Raw genomic sequence first — 17,631 nt, 5'->3', positions numbered from 1 at the left:
ATAAATGGAATTCAAATCACTTAGAAACATCGAATCGTCGTTCAGGCAGATACGCCTGTTCGGTATCGTCTTCCTCTCGCTGTGCGCCGTGGTGACGGTGTGGAGCGTGTGGAACTCCTACCGTTTCGCAGAGAAGCAACGGGAGAAAATCTATGTGCTGGACAACGGCAAGAGCCTGATGCTCGCCTTGTCTCAGGATTTGTCGCAGAACCGCCCGGCGGAGGCACGGGAACATGTGCGCCGTTTCCACGAGATGTTCTTCACGCTATCACCTGAAAAAAGCGCGATTGAACACAACGTGAAACGTGCCTTGCTGCTGGCGGACAAGAGCGTGTACCACTATTATTCGGACTTCGCGGAGAAGGGGTACTACAACCGCATCATCGCCGGGAACATCAACCAAGTGCTGAAGGTGGACAGCGTGGTGTGCGACTTCAACGCCTATCCCTACCGTGCCGTGACCTACGCCACACAGAAAATCATCCGGCAGAGCAACGTCACCGAGCGCAGCCTCGTGACCACCTGCCGCCTGCTGAACGCATCGCGGTCGGATGACAACCCGAACGGTTTTACCATCGAGGGTTTCACCATCATTGAGAACAAGGATTTACAGACTATCAAACGGTAACAGGACATGAAAAGTATCAGAAAATCAATGTGGGGCATGTATTGGAAACTCCACGACAAACGGAAACGCTTGGCGGCAAGTCTCAAAGGGTATCTGGACGGCTTGCCGCCGGAAACACGCCGCCGCATCGTGCTGGGGATGTTCGCCGCCTTCGCGGTGCTTGCCCTTTACACCTTCGGCAGAGCCGTCTATGACATCGGCAGGAACGACGGCTCACATATGGAAACGGGACACGCCGGACGGGTGGAACTGCCGACCCCGGCGGAAACAGGCAATCACTTAACACCTTATTTATATGGAACAGACAAAGAATGAACCGACGAAAGAGAACAAAGCTGCTCCCGAAACGGGGAAACCGAAAAAGGAGCGCGAACCGCTGACAGAGGCGCAACGGCTGAAACGGCAGAAGATGATCGTGCTGCCCGCTATGGTGTTGGTGTTCATCGGGGCGATGTGGCTGATATTCGCCCCGTCCTCCGGCAAGGAGCAACCGCCGGGAACGGACGGATACAACACCGAGATGCCCGACGCTGACAAGGCGAACCGGCAGATTATCGGCGACAAGCTGAAAGCCTACGAGCATGGGGAGATGGAAGAGCGTCAGGAGAGCCGCAACCGTGCCATCGGGCAGCTGGGCGACATGTTCGACCGCGAGATAGCGGGAACGGAGAACGGAGTGGACTTCGACCTCGCCAATCCGGGCGGCAAGGAAGAAAGGGCAAAGCCAGCCACGCCGCAGACCATCCAGTCCTCCGCAGCCGCCTACCGTGACCTGAACGCCACGCTCGGAAACTTCTACGACCAGCCGAAAAACGACAATGCGGAGATGGACGAATTGTTGGAGCGCATCGCATCGCTGGAGTCGGAACTGGAAAGCGAGAGGGGCAAGGCTTCCTCTATGGACGAGCAGGTGGCTCTTATGGAGAAGTCCTACGAGCTGGCGGCAAAGTACATGGGCGGTCAGAACGGAGGACAGCCATCGGCGGAACAGAGGGCAGAGCCAACTACCGTGCAGAAAGGGAAGAAGAACAAGGCAATGCCTATCAGACAGGTGGAGCATCAAGTAGTTTCTTCACTCTCACAGCCTATGAGTAACGCGGAGTTTGTCGCCGCCTTATCGCAGGAACGCAACCGGGGTTTCAACACGGCTGTCGGCACGGCGGAGGTATTGGACAGGAACACCATACCGGCGTGCGTGCATGGGGCGCAGAGCGTGACGGACGGGCAGACGGTAAGGCTGCGCCTGCTGGAGCCTATGGCGGTGGCAGGCAGGACAATACCCCGGGGTGCGGTGGTGGTCGGCACGGGCAAGATACAGGGTGAGCGGCTCGACATCGAGATTACCTCGCTGGAATACGACGGCACGATTATCCCCGTGGAGCTTGCGGTCTATGACACGGACGGACAGCCCGGCATCTTCATCCCGAACTCGATGGAGATGAACGCCGTCCGGGAGGTCGCCGCCAACATGGGCGGCTCGCTGGGAAGCAGCATCAACATCTCCACCAATGCCGGGGCGCAGCTCGCCTCCGACTTGGGCAAGGGGCTGATACAAGGCACGAGCCAGTACATCGCCAAAAAGATGCGAACCGTCAAGGTGCATCTGAAAGCCGGGTACAGGGTCATGCTTTACCAAGAAAAATATTGAAAACAATAAAAATTACCACTAAAATCCAAAAGTAATGAGAAAAGTAATCATCATGTTTGCCCTCGCTATGGGCATCATAACTGCCAACGCGCAGGAGAATGTAACCGTTGAAACGACCAACGGAAGTGAACAACCGACCTTGACGAAGGAGGTCTATCCGCAGAAGGAGGCGGACGGCGACCTATATCACGGGCTGTCACGCAAGCTGACCTTCGACCGCATGATACCGCCGCACGGTCTGGAAGTGACCTACGACAAGACCGTCCACGTCATTTTTCCGGCGGAGGTGCGCTATGTCGATTTAGGCTCGCCCGACCTGATTGCCGGGAAAGCCGACGGAGCGGAGAACATCATCCGTGTGAAGGCTACCGTAAGGAATTTTCCCAACGAAACGAATATGTCCGTCATCACGGAGGACGGCAGTTTCTACACCTTCAACGTGAAGTACGCCGCCGAACCGCTGTTGCTCAACGTGGAGATGTGCGACTTCATCCATGACGGCAGCACGGTGAACCGCCCGAACAACGCGCAGGAAATCTATCTGAAAGAGCTGGGCAGCGAAAGCCCGATGCTGGTGCGCCTTATCATGAAGTCCATCCACAAACAGAACAAGCGCGAGGTGAAGCATATCGGCTGCAAGCGTTTCGGCATCCAATACCTGTTGAAAGGCATCTACACGCACAACGGCTTGCTTTATTTCCACACGGAGATAAAGAACCAGAGCAACGTGCCTTTCGATGTGGACTACATCACTTGGAAAATCGTGGACAAGAAGGTTGCGAAGCGTACTGCCGTGCAGGAGCAGATTATTCTGCCGCTCCGCGCGCAGAACTACGCCACCCTCGTGCCGGGCAAAAAGAGCGAGCGCACGGTCTTCACGATGGCGAAGTTCACCATCCCCGATGACAAGTGCCTCGTGGTGGAATTGAACGAGAAGAACGGCGGCCGTCACCAGTCCTTCGTGATTGAGAACGAGGATTTGGTACGCGCGGGTACCATCAACGAACTTCAAGTACGCTGACCATGAGAAAGTACATCGCAATAATCATCGCGTCGCTTGCCCTTTTTACAGGGCAGGCGCACGCCCAGCGGTGTCTGCCGAAGATGCAGGGCATCGAGGTGAGGGCGGACATGGCGGACGGCTTCAATCTCGGCGGCAAGGACGGCGGGTACAGCTTCGGGGCGGCTCTCTCCACCTACACGAAGAAGGGGAACAAGTGGGTGTTCGGTGGCGAATACCTGTTGAAGAACAATCCCTACAAGGACACCAAGATACCCGTGGCGCAGTTCACGGCGGAGGGCGGCTATTACTTCAAGATACTGTCGGACGCCCGAAAGATTGTTTTCGTCTATGCCGGGGCTTCGGCTCTCGCCGGATATGAGGCGGTAAATTGGGGGAAGAAGGTGCTGCATGACGGCTCCACGCTGCACGACCGGGACGCCTTCATCTACGGCGGTGCGCTGACGCTCGATGTGGAGTGTTACGTGGCAGACCGTATCGCCCTGCTTGCCAACCTGCGGGAGCGTTGCCTTTGGGGTGGCGACACACGGAAGTTCCACACGCAGTTCGGGGTCGGTATCAAGTTCATCATCAACTGACACGGGCATGGAAAGGACGGAAATAGATGCTGTCAGAAGGATGCCGCTTGCGGATTTTCTCGCACGGCTGGGGCATGAGCCTGTCAGAAGGAGCGGTAACGAGCTGTGGTATCTTGCCCCGTACAGGGGCGAGCGCACATCCTCTTTCCGTGTGAACGTGGCGAAACAGCTCTGGTACGACTTCGGTTTGGGCAAGGGCGGCGACATCTTCACGCTTGCCGGGGAGTTTCTGCAAAGCGATGACTTCATGAAGCAAGCGAAGTTCATAGCGGAAGCCGCCAATATGACGGTTGCCGGATGGGAAAAGCCCGTCTATCTCTCGAAGCCGACCGAATCCGTTTTTGAGGATGTGGAGGTCGCTCCGCTGCTCCGCTCACTGCTGACGGAGTATTTAGAGGAACGGGGCATCCCTTACGCCATCGCATCCCGTCACTGCTGCCGCTTGAACTACGGTGTGCGTGGGAAACGGTATTTTGCCGTTGGCTTTCCGAACATGGCAGGTGGCTATGAAGTCAGAAGCCGATATTTCAAGGGTTGCATACCTCCGAAGTCTGTATCACTGGTAAAGGCGAATGACATCCCGGCTGACGAGTGCCTCGTGTTCGAGGGCTTCATGGACTTTCTCTCTGCCGTGACGCTTGGTGTAACCGGTAACGCTGACTGTCTTGTGCTGAACTCAGTCGCCAACGTGGAGAAGGCGGCGGGATTGCTGGACGGATACGGGCGCATCGGCTGCTTCCTCGACCGTGACGAAGCCGGACGGCGGACGCTTGCCGCACTTACCATGCGATACGGGGAACGTGTCACCGACCGTTCCTCCCTCTATGACGGTTGCAAGGACTTGAACGAGTACCTGCAACTGACAACGAAAAAACAGAAAAACAACCATCTAAAAATCGAAGAACAATGAACATACTGAACAACAGAAACAAGAGAACATCAATATTCAAGGCAGTGGCGTTATGCCTGATAGCCGCCATGTCATTCACCCTCGTGTCATGTGACGATGACATGGACATCCAGCAGTCCTATCCCTTCACGGTGGAGGTCATGCCCGTGCCGAACAAGGTAGTAAAGGGGCAGACAGTGGAAATCCGCTGTGAACTGAAAAAGGAGGGCGACTTTTCGGGTACGCTCTATACCATCCGCTATTTCCAGTTCGAGGGGGAAGGCTCGCTCAAAATGGATAACGGCATCACCTTCCTGCCTAACGACCGCTACCTGCTGGAGAACGAAAAATTCCGCCTGTACTACACGGCGGCGGGTGATGAGGCGCATAATTTCATCGTGGTGGTGGAGGATAACTTTAGCAACTCCTACGAACTGGAATTTGACTTCAACAACAGGAATGTAAAGGACGACGATCTTACCATCGTTCCCATCGGCAACTTCAGCCCCTTGTTGAAATGATGCGTGTATTCATGACAATGCTCTGTTCACTTCTGACGGTCTGTTCTGTGTCCGCGCAGATCAGCCGCCAAGAGGGAACGGACGGGCAGGCGGCAATCTACCGACTGCCGCTTATGGAACGTGCTTTTTTATGCTGCCGCTACTTTGAAGGCTGGCACTCAGAAAAACACTACCCATACGTCGGTTGGGGTCACAAACTTTTGCCAAACGAGAAGTATTCGGCACGAACCATGACAAAACGGGATGCGGATGAACTTTTGCGGAAAGACCTGCGCAAATTTGTCGCCATGTTCCGTAAATTCGGGGTTGATTCGATTTTGCTTGGCACGTTAGCTTACAATGTGGGACCGGCGAAGCTGTTAGGCAGCAAAACAATCCCCAAAAGCACCTTAATCAAGAAGCTGGAAGCTGGTGACAGGAACATCTACCGTGAGTATATAGCCTTCTGCAACTACAAAGGAAAACGCCACGCCATGCTGCTCAAACGGAGAAAGGCGGAGTTTGCGCTGTTGTATATCCCATAAAAGGACTGACAAAACTGGCAAAAGACGTGCCATATTTAACTTGGCACGTCTTTTGCTCTATCACTTGATAGATTATCGTAGGATTTTCTCGTTAATTGACATCGTTGAGCCATTTTTGCCTATCGGTTTCCAAATAACACTTCAAGTTGTAAGTGTTGTGAGAGCAATACAAAACATAGTTATTAACCATAAAAAGTATAGCGAAATTATGAAGAAAGTATTTAGGAAAATTCAGAAAGGAACAACAAAAATGATTGAACGTATCAAATCGTTGGGGGAAATGGAGACGAAGCAGAAATGTGTAGTTCAACGGTTCGAGATTATCATTCCCCTCCACCAAAAAATAACGACCCAATATATAGCCTCCGCAAGTTTTACTTGCGGATTTTTTAGTTATCGCAGATTGGACAAAGGTTTCTTTGCTACTTTCTTTGTCCGCCATCATGCTCACTGAAAGAAAGTAGGGCGGCTCTCGCCGCCCCGCCACTCAAAAGCGTGTGTAAAGTCCCGTCACCATCGTGAACATTTCCTCCAGCATATCAAAATAGATACCCTCGTGTACGGCAATGTCCTTTGTCTTGCACTCAAAGGTCTTTTTGCTGAACGTCCTGCGGTAGAAGCGCATATTGTAGAGGTCTGCCCCTTCGTCATAGATGATGTCAAGGCGGTTGGCACTTGTTTTGTTCCTTGCAAGGCTCATCCGTAAGCCGTTGCCCATATCTATGAAATCACGGCTACCTGTCATGGCGGTGAAGCGTTTTCCGCCTATCTGCTGTAATATCGTCTTGGCTATCATATCTTTTGTTTTTAGGGTTTTAAGTATTGGCGGTGCGGACACCGCCATCCCGTTCAAAATTCTCGCATTTCGGAAATGGGGGTCTGCCGTTGTAGCCACTCTTTCACACATTCCATATTGTACTCGCTCGTGATGACTGCCGTATGGCTGTCGGTGGCGGTGAAACGTGTGCTTTCGTAATCATCTATCCACCCCTTGAGGGTGTCCGTTCCCCACGCTCCGGTATCGTCAAAGATACCGTCCAATGCCGTGATAGGTTCGCTGAACTTGACTATCAGCGTTTGATAGGTCGTGTTCATAGTCTGTCCTCCTTTCCCTTCTTTGCGTTCAGCCACTTGTCCCGTGCGGCTCGGCACTCGTCCAACGTGGGTTTGACACAAGAGAACAATTCTCTGTCTATGGGGTGGCGGTAGTCGTACTGCACAAGTGTCCGCCTGCGTCTTCCGATACCCGATTGGAAACGCTCGTATTTCTCCGTACCTGCTTCCGCGCAGGTGCTTACTCCGTTGATGGTCATTCGTGTTGTCATAATGTTGCTTTTTAGATGGTTAAAAATGTACTGACAGAACTCTGTTCTTCATCACCATTTCGGGGTTGCTTGTGTAGCGTTGGTGCAGGTAGAAATGGTGTGAGCCGAAGCCGTAAAGGAAAAACTTGTCAAGTTCGTGCTTCTCGGCAAACTCCTTTACGCTCTTTCTCAATTCCCCCTCACTCGTTGTGAGAGTGAGGAGGTTCACAAATTCAAGGAACATCGTGGGGATTGCATCATCCCACACACAAATCATACTTTCAATTCTTACTTCCATATCAATGTTGTTTTAGGGGTTATGCTATGCCGCTTTCATCCGCTCACGGATAAGGTTGGCGTTCTTGTTCACAAGGTCTATGATGCGCTCGTGATATTCGGTGTCCTGGTTGTGCTTGCCGTGGCACTGCACCACTTCGAGGGTTCGCAAGTCCACCTCTACGGTTTCAATAATCTCATCGCCAATCCTTGCCGATAGTATGAGGGTGTCGGCTTTCTTGTAGTATCCACTGCCAAACACGCAGATGCCCTGCGTCTTGCCCTCGTTGTAATACTCGTCTATGCTTTCAAGCACCTTGACGATTATTTCCTCGTCCGTGATTACCAAGCCGAAGAATTTGGATTTGTTGGCGATGAAATCCTCCGCATCTTTCTTTCGTTGGAGTTGTCGCTGTTGCTCACGCTCACGCCTTTCAATCTCCCAACGGCGTTGCTCTGCGGCTCTTTCCTTCTCGTGTATGGCTTCAATTTTTCGGGTTGCGTTGTCGTGTGCCGCCATGAAATCTTCGGGACAGATGTTCTTCGGGTTACGGAGGTCTTGACCGAGTTTTTTGAGCATACGCAGATAGTCGCACCACATTGAGAGGTTGTCTATCTGATACTTGTGACGCTTGGCAATCAGATATGATGCCCAACATTCATCGGCAGTACGGGTATTGAAAAGAAAGTGTTTCATGACCTCAATCTCACCGCCTTTCATAAGGGTTTCAATTCTTGGGTCTGAAAGCAAGGCTTTGAAAAGACGCACGGGGGAGATGCCGTGGAAATCGCCCTTGAAGCCGTTACGTCTGAGTTGGGGCAATATCCTCATCTTTGGATATGCACAGCTTCTTGCCACCACATCATCGTATAGGCTGTTGTGCGGTCTTACCTCCATATCGCTGCCTAATGCCCACACATCGCAATAGCAGAAAAGGAAGCCACGGAGCAACGCCATGTCCGTAACCTTGCCGTCGGGTGAAATCCAACGCTGCACGACCTCGTGGCAGTAGAAACGCATCGGTTCGCCTTTCCTGCTCTCGCATCTGACCTGCGCCACGCGGATTACCTGATACCCTTTGCAGGTGGTTATCACGCTGAAATTCTGCGTTTCCTTGTAGATGCGTCTGCGTGTGTCCTGCACTTTGAGTTCGGCATGGCATTTGGGGCAGGTGCAGCCTTCAAGGGTGTCGCATAGTCCGCTGTCGCTGTGCCACTCGTGACCGCAGTCGGAACAGGTGATGTTCCCTTTCTTGGTGCGGTAGCCGATATGCTCAACGCAGTGGCGGTATGCCCAATCTATTTGTGTCGCTGATATGGGGCGAAGGTTGGCGGAAAGTCTTGCCACCTCTTTCTGTATCTTGGTCTTCGGTTTCATAAGCCTAAATCAAATAATGAGGGTTGGGGTTGGTTTTCTTTTCTCGCTGACGGTCTGTGGCGGTTCTGCAACTTGCGGAGTTCCTCCTCTTGGTATTTGCGGACAGCGTTCTGACGTGCCTCCGCCTTTTCCTCTGCCGTGAGTTTCACAACGTGGTTCACAACCACTTGGCAGTCCATCGGTTTGCCCACCTCTATCTCGTTTTCCTCATAGTAGTGGATGGCTTGCCCGAATATCTCTCCGTCCGTGAAACCGTTGCAACCGCTTTTCTGCACATAGTTCAGAATGTGGGTCACGCACTCGTCCATGTTCTTGGCAGGGTTGCGGTACTTCTTTGCAAATAGCGCATCTTCCTCCGCACGCTGTTCCAAGTACATATATATCGTTCTCTTGAAATGGTCTGTTCCTTTCATATCGCTGTCATTTTTAGATTATCTGTTTCAGTATCTCTCTCCAATAGGTCGGCTCTACCTCGCTGAGAAGGAAGTCCATGAAATCCCTCCGTGCGTCCTTGTTCAGTTCGTGGTACAATCTTCGGAAAGTTTCAAAATTGCCGTTGATGTACGTTTCCACCATATACACGAAGATGTTGTCCACCTCGTAATATCTGCACTGCTGCGCTGCCGTCTTGCTGTTTCTTTTTGCCATGTCGGTAAGGGTTAAAGGGTGAATAACCAAAGGATGAAGCCAAAGAAGGCAATGGTGGAAAGGATAGCCACGATTACACCTATCGCCACTCGGAACACTCCGTTTACAATCTCTCTGATGATGCCCCAAAGGATGCCGAACACCCCGAAGGCGGTGCGCATCATCAAGCCGCATATCGCCAACCCGATGTGTTGCGCCATTTGTCTGAAATTTGCCGTTGCCGTCATATCTTCGCTGTTTTTGATTTTTTTGTTTTTAATGCGGATTCAAGAGCTGAGGGAGTTGAGTTTCAAACTATCTTATCTGCCTCTCGTTTATCCGACATTTTTTTTATGCGTCTTTCTGTCGCATCGGTCGTTTTCGTTTCGGGTGCTTGAAAAGGTAGGGATTAGGGAATGCAAGGTTTTTCGGTCAAAATACTACCCGCAGGGCTGGAGATTTTTACCGAAAACAGGAGGCTTGACCTTGCTTTCCCGTCCAATCCCGGAATTACCTTTGCGCCCAGAACGAAAATGACTGACTGATGCGGCTTACTGAAAGGCGCAAAATGGAGGTAAACGAAAACAGAGGCAGATTGTGTAGAAAAAAACTTCAGGGGAAAATCCGTAAAAAAAAGAATCACCAAAAGGAAAAAGACATCACCGGAAGCGTGAAAAGGGCAAACCACAACAAAGGAAGTATGATTGTTTCCGATCCGACGGAACTTGTTCAGCCGGGTGGCAACAATCATTCTTCCCGGTTTGTCCGGCTGTGTGTGGGCGCCTGTTTCATTCATGGGGCAGGCTGACACACTCTGCATTCACTTTCCGCTTCCGGCAAAAGAGACAGCGAAAAAAGAAAAATCATTTGAAAACCCGTAAAAGCACCTCTTGGCATAGGCGCAAAAGAAAGGGGCATTGCTTCATCTGTCTAAACATCGTTTAGGCGTGAGGCAATGCCCTTTTCTCCAGCTATGCGGTAGTCGGCACACGTTTGTTCCAAACTCGTTTTGGGCAATGGTGTGCCGACGGACAATACCGCTTTTACGGAAAATTCTTATGAATGAGGGGATAAAAAACGGGAGTTTATATCAAAATCTCGAATTAAATAGCTACTTTTGCATACGAAGAGTTCTTTGAAGGTTACGCAACGCGCAGAAGGATAATGCAGTAGATAACTAACTAAATCGTAACCTATTACTATCAAGAGCAATTAACCTACGCTCATTTCCAATAAATTACACTCTTTTCGTAACTTCTCGGCTGCAAATCAACAATCTTTCTTATTCCTTTCACATTAAAAAAACCACCGATTTCCTGATTACGAACCAATCCTTCCAACTCTTCACTATTTACATTGCCTGTAACCAAATCACCACCAGAAGGAAGATTCAACTGTCCCAACTTTTCGTGCAGTGTCATCTTTCCCATCAAATTTGTAATATATTGATCCATTTCCTTATCACCCTCTTTAAGAGACGATGAACAAGAAGACAGCAGCAATACACATAAAGCACTTAACAACAAATATTTACGCTTCATATTTACAACGTCATTATATATTCATTTTATTATTTAGTCACTCACTTACGAGATAAAATCTTAATATCCGAATCACTCACTCCATAATCAGCAGGCGTATACTTTTTACCTTTATATGGAGTCGGCATAAACCGTCCGGAGCCTAATACATCATAGATGATCGGATTGAAAGAAGCATTCTTTTTTGCTCTGAATAATAATACACAGAACTGACCGGAGACAGCATATCCAAGTTCTACATTCTCAGCTTCCTTCCCCTGCAATTCATAGCCTTGCAAAAAAGGAGTACCACCCTTGAACGTAAAATTGAGTTTAGCAGTCAAATCATCGGTAAAATCCATTTCTAAAGAACTTCGCATCGGAGAAGAAATAACAGCACCCAACACATACCAATTAGTATCACAATTAGCTAAAGTCGTCCATATAATTCCGTCTGAACTTACTCCTCTAAGCTTCTGCATCAAAGTCATTTCATACGGATACAAACGTTGCGGATTCGCAACTACACAATTCAAGAAAGAAAATTTATCTGCAATGTCCCATCCCACTAAAACTTCAGGACAATCTAAAATTCTAAAATCATCATTCAAAATAGTAAAAGTAGAATTGGATAACTTCACCTTCAAATCCGAGTTATTTCCTCCTGCCTGAATAAAGCTGGTTCCAAAATTATTCAAATATGAAAAAGAAATTTGTTGGTCTAACATCAAATCAGGACTATAACCCTCATTCACAACGATTCCTCTATCAATCGTATCATAATAGACTTGGTTGAAAACGAAGAATCCACCACTAGCTATACGTATTCCAACTGTTGAACGATAATTCTTACCATCCTCAAGATGAGTCCCCCCAGTAGTATCCCAAGAGAGAATATGTACATTGTTCAATATATGACCAGCCGATTTCGTCACAATAGCCTCTTTTGTACTATAAATAAAAGTATCAGAAATCTTACAATCACAACAAGACTGATCTATATAAATGCCATATACATTGTCATTCGATGAAATTCCTTGAATGGTCACATTGTCGATTTTAGTATCTGAGCTACCACTTCCCCCTGTTCCAACACCTTCCGGAACATGTATTCGTATATGTGTATTGCGTCCTCGCACTAAACTCATCGTACGTATCTGCACCATCTGTTTTCTGCCATTAATAAGAATCCCATTGTCCGCATTATAACAATCCAAGATTCCTCCTTCAATATAAGAAAACCGCCGAAGTGAAACATCTGTAAAATAGGTTTCAGAGTAGCCTACTTTAATGAGTGCCTCTAAATGGACATCACTTTTAACCGTTGCGTTCTTATCAAAAATAAGGTTTACATTTTTGGTATATTCCAATGGCAGAACGATAGGCTCCGTCAGGTTATAAGTTCCGGCAGGAAAATAAAGCGTTTTCCCATAAGACTGACCGACCAAATTATTAAGTTGAGAACCAATCTGTGTTCCATCATTCTTAATATCATAATCAATGACTGATACAATATCTTCATTATGCACTTCCTTGACTTCAACAACAGCCTCCGGTAATGAATCATCATTGTTACATCCCCAGATTGGCATAAAAGATAATAAGCCTAAAAATAAAAAGTTAAGTTTCTTCATTTTTCTTGTTTTTTAAGTTTAACGTAAAGTTTGAAATGAAGAGGCTGGTAATCCTGCACCGTTAATTAAGTTACATGCAGGATTATCTCCCCATCCATAACGAACAGCCAAAGGATGTTTTACCATTTCCGATGATACAATGATTTCATTTCCACAAATTTCAGCTTCCGCCCAATGATATTTTCCGTCTATCCCTGCTATGGCAAACCCTGTCAAAGTTTCCCCATCAGACGTTTTTAATCCTCCGTCTGCACACTCAAAAGAAAGGATAACTCTGTCTCCTTTCACACGGTAGGTCTGATAAACCGGACCACTACAAACAATCCGCTCACCATAGGTATCGGTACGTGCTAATAAGGCAAGTCTATGCCCTACTTCCTGTTTGTTTTTGGGATGAATATCATTCATATCGCCGATGTCTATGGTAACGGCCATACCTACATTGTCATAATACAAAGCTGTCTGACGCTGCGCTTCTCGTAATTCAGCCCACTGTGAGTCTCCCGGTTCATCTACTCTCTCTAAATAATTAGCCAATTGCACAAGGTAGAAAGGAAAATCATTCCCCCATTCCTCACGCCAGCTCTGAATAAGTAATGGAAGCAATATCCTATATTGTGTAGCACGCCCTACATTATTCTCTCCCTGATACCAAATAACCCCACGAAATTTGTAAGGTGCCAATGGATGAATCATCCCATTATAAAGCACAGTTTGCACATTCGGATTCATCTCAAACACTGGGTCAATATGAGATTGAGCGGCAACTTTACACTTCCATTCACCAGATATAAGAATCCAGTCTCCGACATCTTTGCTTAACTTCATTTCACCTCCGATGCCACACCCTCCTCCAGTATCCACGATACGAACAGTAATTACAGCTTTGCCCGCTTTTACTAAATTACCCGGTATTTCATAAGTACGGGAACGAGTATATCCTTTCGTGCTCCCTATCTCGATTCCGTTAAAATAAGTAATATCCTCGTCATCCACATACCCCATGTGTAAACTCAACGGTTTTCCCTCCCATTGTTCTGGAATATCCACCGTCTTTCGCCCCCAAACAATACCATCAAAATCAGGAAAAGTCTTTTCGATATTTCCGGGGAAAGAATGAGATATCCATCCTTCATCATTATGAGAAAGAGTATTCCAAAAAGGCTTTCCATTTCTCATTCCTTTATCTAACGACAAAATCTTTGCCTGCCTTTGTTCTTCCTCCGCCTGTAAATCACAATCCTTGTTTCCCAACCTTCGGATAAGCTTCAATTGCTCAACAAAATCGGGAACTTCGCCCAATGCTTGAGCACTTATCCACGACTCTATATTAGTACCGCCCCAATGGGCACAGATAAGTCCTACCGGTACCTGCTGCGTGCGTGCTATTTCCCTACCGAAAAAATAGGCTGTTGCTGAAAACTCCCGGATAGTAACCGATGAACACACTTGCCATCCTCCTCCGACAGCAGTAAACTCCTGCGACGGACTTAGACTAATAGTATTACTCACAGTCATCAAGCGTATATCCGGGTAATTGGCCTGTGCCACCTCTTGTTGATAGTTTTTCACTTTGCCCCATCCTTCTACTGGCATTTGCATATTCGACTGACCGGAACAAAGCCATACTTCACCAATCATTACATTCTCCAATCTTACTTTTTCTCCATCCGTTATTTCTAAATGATAAGGTCCCCCGGCTTTTGGGGTTTTGATGTTTACTTTCCAATTACCCGTCCTGTCAGCTATATTCTCATATTTCTCCCCACTCCATGAAGGAATCACTATAACTCGCATTTCTGGAGATGCTTTTCCCCAAACAGGTACTTCAGCCTCTTGCTGAAGTACCATATTATCGGAAAATAAAGGAGATAACTTAACTTTGGCACAAGCGGTCAGTGACGCAAATAATCCCAACATTAATATAATCCATTTATACATATCACTCCGACTTACAAATTATTACCATTCGATTGCTTGATCTTCATCCGGAATCTGAATATTAATTTTACGTTCCATATTCACAGTCCCTTCAACTACATATCTTATAGGAGTACCAGGAACAGATGTGACATCATCAAATTCATATTTAAATCCTTCTATAGTAATCGTTTTATGTTTTAGATATGGCAACGAAACGTCCATTTTTTCCGCCAATTTCCAAGTTGGATTTTTTATCGGATTGAAACGAATGTCCGGATCAGGTGCAGAAAGCGTAACCGTCCCGTCATCGTTAAACCTGAAGATTATCTTATACTTTCCACGTTCCAGTTCTTCTTCATTCATCAAGCCTGCATAGAAGAAAACAGAATGTTCGTCCACTACAGATGCCGTACGCGTATTAGTAGTCATTTTATTCCCTGAATCAGTAAAACCGACTTCCATTGTGGTTGTTGAATAAATACCGGAATATTCATTAAAAGGAACAACACGCAACAATGCTTTCTTGTAGTTCTTTCTAGGATGAGGAGTATAACTGCCGGTAGGACTTTCTCTAATCGTAAACGGCAATACCCACTTATCTACCAAGTCTATCCCACCTAATTTAAAATTGACATTCAACAATCCCATACAATCATCTGCCGGAATTACCACATTCATGTTCTCCACCTCATAATAATCGGAGGTAAGCTCCTTATAATATAGATCTGTCCGATTGTGAAAATACTCCCAATTGATACTTTTCAACGTGTCCGAGTCTATCGCTATCTGCACTTCTGTATCGTGTCCGGGCAATGTAGAGCCACTCATAATAACCGGCAGTTGATAAGTCACCGCACCATTCAGCTTGTATTTCACATAAATATCAGTTACACCTCTCGTATAATCCATCGGTGCCTTAAACGAAACATAATGCTCATATTGTTCATCGGTCCATTCTTCATTACAAGCCGTGCAAAACAAAGCCATCAACACGGCAAATAACAGATAATATATTTTTTCTTTCATATTCATTGTCATATAAAGATTAATCATAATAAGTCCATCCCGGGTTTTGCGTCAGACGCTTGTTACGTTGCAACTGTTCATGACTAAATGGCCAGAAATAGCTTTTCTCCACAAAGCGAACAGGCAATGACATAATAGCCACAGGTGTATGGAATAGATCTTTATGACCGTCATCCATCAGCATATTACATCCGTAAATCAACGTTTCTTCCTCTAAAGGAGCGTCTATCTTCCAGCGTCTCAAATCATAATAACGATGATTCTCGCCCATCAACTCAATCTGACGTTCGCGTTTCAGCTTCTTTCGGAAAACATCCTGATTCTGATATTCTGTAGGTGAATAATCAGGAACACCGGCCCGAATACGAACAGGCTGAATACCTTTCTTCATCTCTTCCACATCACGTCTAACTGTATAGGTAATACTTCCATCCCAAGAAGGGATGTCGTAGCTTGCTCCCTCTCCCAATTCATTCAACGCTTCGGCATAAATCAATAAAATTTCTGCATAACGAATAGCCGGTTCTGCTTTTTGTCTGTACAAAAGCTCATTCTGATATTTGGCATCATAAGGATTCACATATTTCTTGATGCCGATACCTGTAAATATACGATTACCACCATTATATCCTTCTGAAGTCCCTCGATAGTACCAGACTTGCTGATTAGGCTGGGGAGCTCCTTGCTTGCCACCGAATGAAGTCATATTCCATACACTGCCATTAAAACCAACTGACGCATAGAAACGAGGCTCACGGTTAGCATATTGCAAAGACACACCTGCACGCAGCGGTTTGAAACGACCGGCATCCACATCATCAGAAGTCACGTAACCGGTTAGCCGGCTGCTTCCATCTCCTCTTCCAATCTCTTTATCCTTACCCGGACAATCCGTACCATCATTCATATAATACGCGTCACACTGCTTTTGAGTCATTCCGTGAACACCCCAACCTCCGGCCAGTGTAGGCAATTGGTGAAGCACCATATTTGCAATAGCATCCGGTGAAGTGATTCCTGCTGATGTATTATTAACAGCTATATTATCCACACGCGAAAAGATCAACTCCGGATTTTCAGAAGCAGAGAGTTCGCCATTGAAGACGGAACGATATGACTCAAACGGATCAATGTCCGCATATCCGTATGGCCAGTTGTTTTCCGAGAAATTTCTATCCTTAAACGGTTCTATTGTTTCCGGATAATCTTCGGTTCCACTTGTAATGCGGCTCTTTACATACAATTGGTAGCGATGACCATCATTATTTCCCGGTAATTCCATTACGTCTCGGGCGGCAGCGGCAGCTTTAGCCCATTTCGATTCATCGTATTCAGCAGCAAGAAGTCTGTTACCTTTGTCATCTACCATTTGCTGCGCATAAGAGCCAGTATTGCCATTCATTAGCGGACTGGCGGCATACAAGAGGACTTTAGCACGAGCAGCCAAAGCAGCACCCCGGGTGGGACGTGCGATGTTGTTGGCTCCACGTTCCAACGGAAGATCTTGTGCCGCTTTCACCAATTCGGAAGTGATGTATTCCACACACTCATCGTAGGTGTTGCGCGGACGAGCCAAGCCATCATAGTCCTGCATATAGTCTTCACCTTCATCAGGAATCAAAGGGATTGGACCGTATTTGCGTAACAGCAACCAATAGTAATAGGCGCGGACAAAACGCGCCTGTGCCGCATAATCAGCCCGTTCTTCGTCTGTGAGTTGTTGGTTCATGTGGATATTATTCAAGAAAACACAGGCCTTGTTGATTCCTAAATAACTCGCTTTATAAGAATCCTGATACCAATTTTCATTGTATTCCACATTTCTGAAAAAAGAATAATAACTACCATTGGTAGATTTACCATTTCCCGCATCATTCCAATCCGCCCAATAAATGTCATCGGCAAAATTCGTAGGCACGCTCTCTTTTCCACCCACATCTTGATTTTGGCCTCGCAAATAAGAATAAGTATTGGAAAGCCACGCATCCGTATAATCCTTATCAGTAAATACTTTTTCAATTGTCAAGCGGTCTTTGAAATTGGAATCTACCTCCAAATAATCACTACATGCCGTCAAACAGCCAGCAGCAAAAAACGTGATAACCATATTATATAACCATTTCATATCTTTCAT

At 47.1% G+C, this 17,631-nt stretch carries 23 protein-coding genes and 1 pseudogene; 10 read left to right on the top strand and 14 right to left on the bottom strand.

The genetic code is table 11. From position 1 onward, the window contains the following. Positions 1 to 4: 4 nt before the first annotated feature. From traK to H8796_RS25610, 9 genes are all read left to right on the top strand, one after another. Complete coding sequence (gene traK, locus H8796_RS07555) at positions 5 to 628, top strand: conjugative transposon protein TraK (protein WP_004291519.1); 624 nt, start codon at positions 5 to 7, stop codon at positions 626 to 628. A gap of 6 nt (positions 629 to 634) precedes the next feature. Further along, positions 635 to 943, top strand: coding sequence for a TraL conjugative transposon family protein (locus H8796_RS07550; protein ID WP_004291520.1), 309 nt, complete (start codon positions 635 to 637; stop codon positions 941 to 943). Beyond that, complete coding sequence (gene traM, locus H8796_RS07545; RefSeq protein ID WP_004291521.1) at positions 924 to 2,276, top strand: conjugative transposon protein TraM; 1,353 nt, start codon at positions 924 to 926, stop codon at positions 2,274 to 2,276. The genes H8796_RS07550 and traM overlap by 20 nt, the downstream gene beginning before the upstream one ends. Positions 2,277 to 2,310: 34 nt before the next feature. Further along, positions 2,311 to 3,297 carry a conjugative transposon protein TraN gene (gene traN / locus H8796_RS07540; protein WP_004291522.1) on the top strand — a complete coding sequence of 329 codons (987 nt, stop codon included), beginning with the start codon at positions 2,311 to 2,313 and terminating at the stop codon, positions 3,295 to 3,297. 2 nt (positions 3,298 to 3,299) lie between these two features. Continuing rightward, positions 3,300 to 3,875, top strand: coding sequence for a conjugal transfer protein TraO (locus tag H8796_RS07535; RefSeq protein ID WP_004291523.1), 576 nt, complete (start codon positions 3,300 to 3,302; stop codon positions 3,873 to 3,875). A gap of 7 nt (positions 3,876 to 3,882) precedes the next feature. Next, the gene (locus H8796_RS07530; protein ID WP_004291524.1) at positions 3,883 to 4,785 is read left to right on the top strand and encodes a toprim domain-containing protein; all 903 of its coding nucleotides are present in this window, start codon (positions 3,883 to 3,885) and stop codon (positions 4,783 to 4,785) included. Then, the gene (locus H8796_RS07525) at positions 4,782 to 5,285 is read left to right on the top strand and encodes a DUF3872 domain-containing protein (protein WP_004291525.1); all 504 of its coding nucleotides are present in this window, start codon (positions 4,782 to 4,784) and stop codon (positions 5,283 to 5,285) included. Before H8796_RS07530 ends, H8796_RS07525 begins: the two co-directional genes overlap by 4 nt. After that, on the top strand, positions 5,282 to 5,809 hold the full coding sequence (locus H8796_RS07520; RefSeq protein WP_004291526.1) for a hypothetical protein: 528 nt from the start codon (positions 5,282 to 5,284) through the stop codon (positions 5,807 to 5,809). The genes H8796_RS07525 and H8796_RS07520 overlap by 4 nt, the downstream gene beginning before the upstream one ends. A 64-nt stretch (positions 5,810 to 5,873) precedes the next feature. Further along, positions 5,874 to 6,263, top strand: a complete 390-nt coding sequence (locus H8796_RS25610) for a hypothetical protein (RefSeq protein ID WP_004291527.1) — start codon at positions 5,874 to 5,876, stop codon at positions 6,261 to 6,263. 33 nt (positions 6,264 to 6,296) lie between these two features. Here H8796_RS25610 and H8796_RS07505 read toward each other — a convergent pair whose 3' ends face one another. The 9 genes from H8796_RS07505 to H8796_RS25605 all read right to left on the bottom strand — a co-directional run bounded on the left by H8796_RS07505 (position 6,297) and on the right by H8796_RS25605 (position 10,214). Continuing rightward, entirely contained in the window at positions 6,297 to 6,605 is a 309-nt protein-coding gene (locus H8796_RS07505; protein ID WP_004304290.1) for a hypothetical protein, read from the bottom strand. Between the two features lie 53 nt (positions 6,606 to 6,658). Further along, entirely contained in the window at positions 6,659 to 6,961 is a 303-nt protein-coding gene (locus H8796_RS07500; protein WP_005783104.1) for a hypothetical protein, read from the bottom strand. After that, positions 6,901 to 7,134, bottom strand: a complete 234-nt coding sequence (locus H8796_RS07495; RefSeq protein WP_004304291.1) for a DUF3873 domain-containing protein — start codon at positions 7,132 to 7,134, stop codon at positions 6,901 to 6,903. The genes H8796_RS07500 and H8796_RS07495 overlap by 61 nt, the downstream gene beginning before the upstream one ends. 19 nt (positions 7,135 to 7,153) lie before the next feature. Further along, entirely contained in the window at positions 7,154 to 7,411 is a 258-nt protein-coding gene (locus H8796_RS07490) for a hypothetical protein (protein WP_004291531.1), read from the bottom strand. 24 nt (positions 7,412 to 7,435) lie between these two features. After that, complete coding sequence (locus tag H8796_RS07485; protein ID WP_004291532.1) at positions 7,436 to 8,767, bottom strand: PcfJ domain-containing protein; 1,332 nt, start codon at positions 8,765 to 8,767, stop codon at positions 7,436 to 7,438. Further along, complete coding sequence (locus tag H8796_RS07480; RefSeq protein ID WP_004291533.1) at positions 8,764 to 9,180, bottom strand: PcfK-like family protein; 417 nt, start codon at positions 9,178 to 9,180, stop codon at positions 8,764 to 8,766. The genes H8796_RS07485 and H8796_RS07480 overlap by 4 nt, the downstream gene beginning before the upstream one ends. Before the next feature lie 13 nt (positions 9,181 to 9,193). After that, the gene (locus tag H8796_RS07475) at positions 9,194 to 9,415 is read right to left on the bottom strand and encodes a hypothetical protein (protein WP_004291534.1); all 222 of its coding nucleotides are present in this window, start codon (positions 9,413 to 9,415) and stop codon (positions 9,194 to 9,196) included. Positions 9,416 to 9,426: 11 nt separating this feature from the next. Then, complete coding sequence (locus tag H8796_RS07470) at positions 9,427 to 9,642, bottom strand: hypothetical protein (protein WP_004291535.1); 216 nt, start codon at positions 9,640 to 9,642, stop codon at positions 9,427 to 9,429. A 161-nt stretch (positions 9,643 to 9,803) separates the two neighbouring features. Beyond that, the gene (locus H8796_RS25605; protein ID WP_004291538.1) at positions 9,804 to 10,214 is read right to left on the bottom strand and encodes a hypothetical protein; all 411 of its coding nucleotides are present in this window, start codon (positions 10,212 to 10,214) and stop codon (positions 9,804 to 9,806) included. Positions 10,215 to 10,320: 106 nt separating this feature from the next. Here H8796_RS25605 and H8796_RS25600 point away from each other — a divergent pair, with 106 nt between their 5' ends. Then, positions 10,321 to 10,533 carry a hypothetical protein gene (locus tag H8796_RS25600; protein WP_007567577.1) on the top strand — a complete coding sequence of 71 codons (213 nt, stop codon included), beginning with the start codon at positions 10,321 to 10,323 and terminating at the stop codon, positions 10,531 to 10,533. A 123-nt stretch (positions 10,534 to 10,656) separates the two neighbouring features. Here H8796_RS25600 and H8796_RS07455 read toward each other — a convergent pair. The 5 genes and pseudogenes from H8796_RS07455 to H8796_RS07435 all read right to left on the bottom strand — a co-directional run. Then, a pseudogene (locus H8796_RS07455) lies at positions 10,657 to 10,935 on the bottom strand (beta-glucosidase); the annotation flags it as partial. A gap of 41 nt (positions 10,936 to 10,976) precedes the next feature. Continuing rightward, on the bottom strand, positions 10,977 to 12,548 hold the full coding sequence (locus H8796_RS07450; protein ID WP_117932355.1) for a hypothetical protein: 1,572 nt from the start codon (positions 12,546 to 12,548) through the stop codon (positions 10,977 to 10,979). Positions 12,549 to 12,566: 18 nt separating this feature from the next. After that, complete coding sequence (locus tag H8796_RS07445) at positions 12,567 to 14,468, bottom strand: sialate O-acetylesterase (RefSeq protein WP_233527346.1); 1,902 nt, start codon at positions 14,466 to 14,468, stop codon at positions 12,567 to 12,569. Positions 14,469 to 14,510: 42 nt separating this feature from the next. Continuing rightward, positions 14,511 to 15,497 carry a DUF4973 domain-containing protein gene (locus tag H8796_RS07440; RefSeq protein ID WP_117932530.1) on the bottom strand — a complete coding sequence of 329 codons (987 nt, stop codon included), beginning with the start codon at positions 15,495 to 15,497 and terminating at the stop codon, positions 14,511 to 14,513. 19 nt (positions 15,498 to 15,516) lie between these two features. Then, positions 15,517 to 17,622, bottom strand: a complete 2,106-nt coding sequence (locus tag H8796_RS07435) for a RagB/SusD family nutrient uptake outer membrane protein (protein ID WP_117932532.1) — start codon at positions 17,620 to 17,622, stop codon at positions 15,517 to 15,519. Between the last annotated feature and the right edge of the window lie 9 nt (positions 17,623 to 17,631).

Source organism: Bacteroides sp. M10 (assembly GCF_014334015.1).
GTDB classification, from domain to species: domain Bacteria; phylum Bacteroidota; class Bacteroidia; order Bacteroidales; family Bacteroidaceae; genus Bacteroides; species Bacteroides intestinigallinarum.
This window is presented reverse-complemented; position numbering and strand designations above follow the sequence as displayed.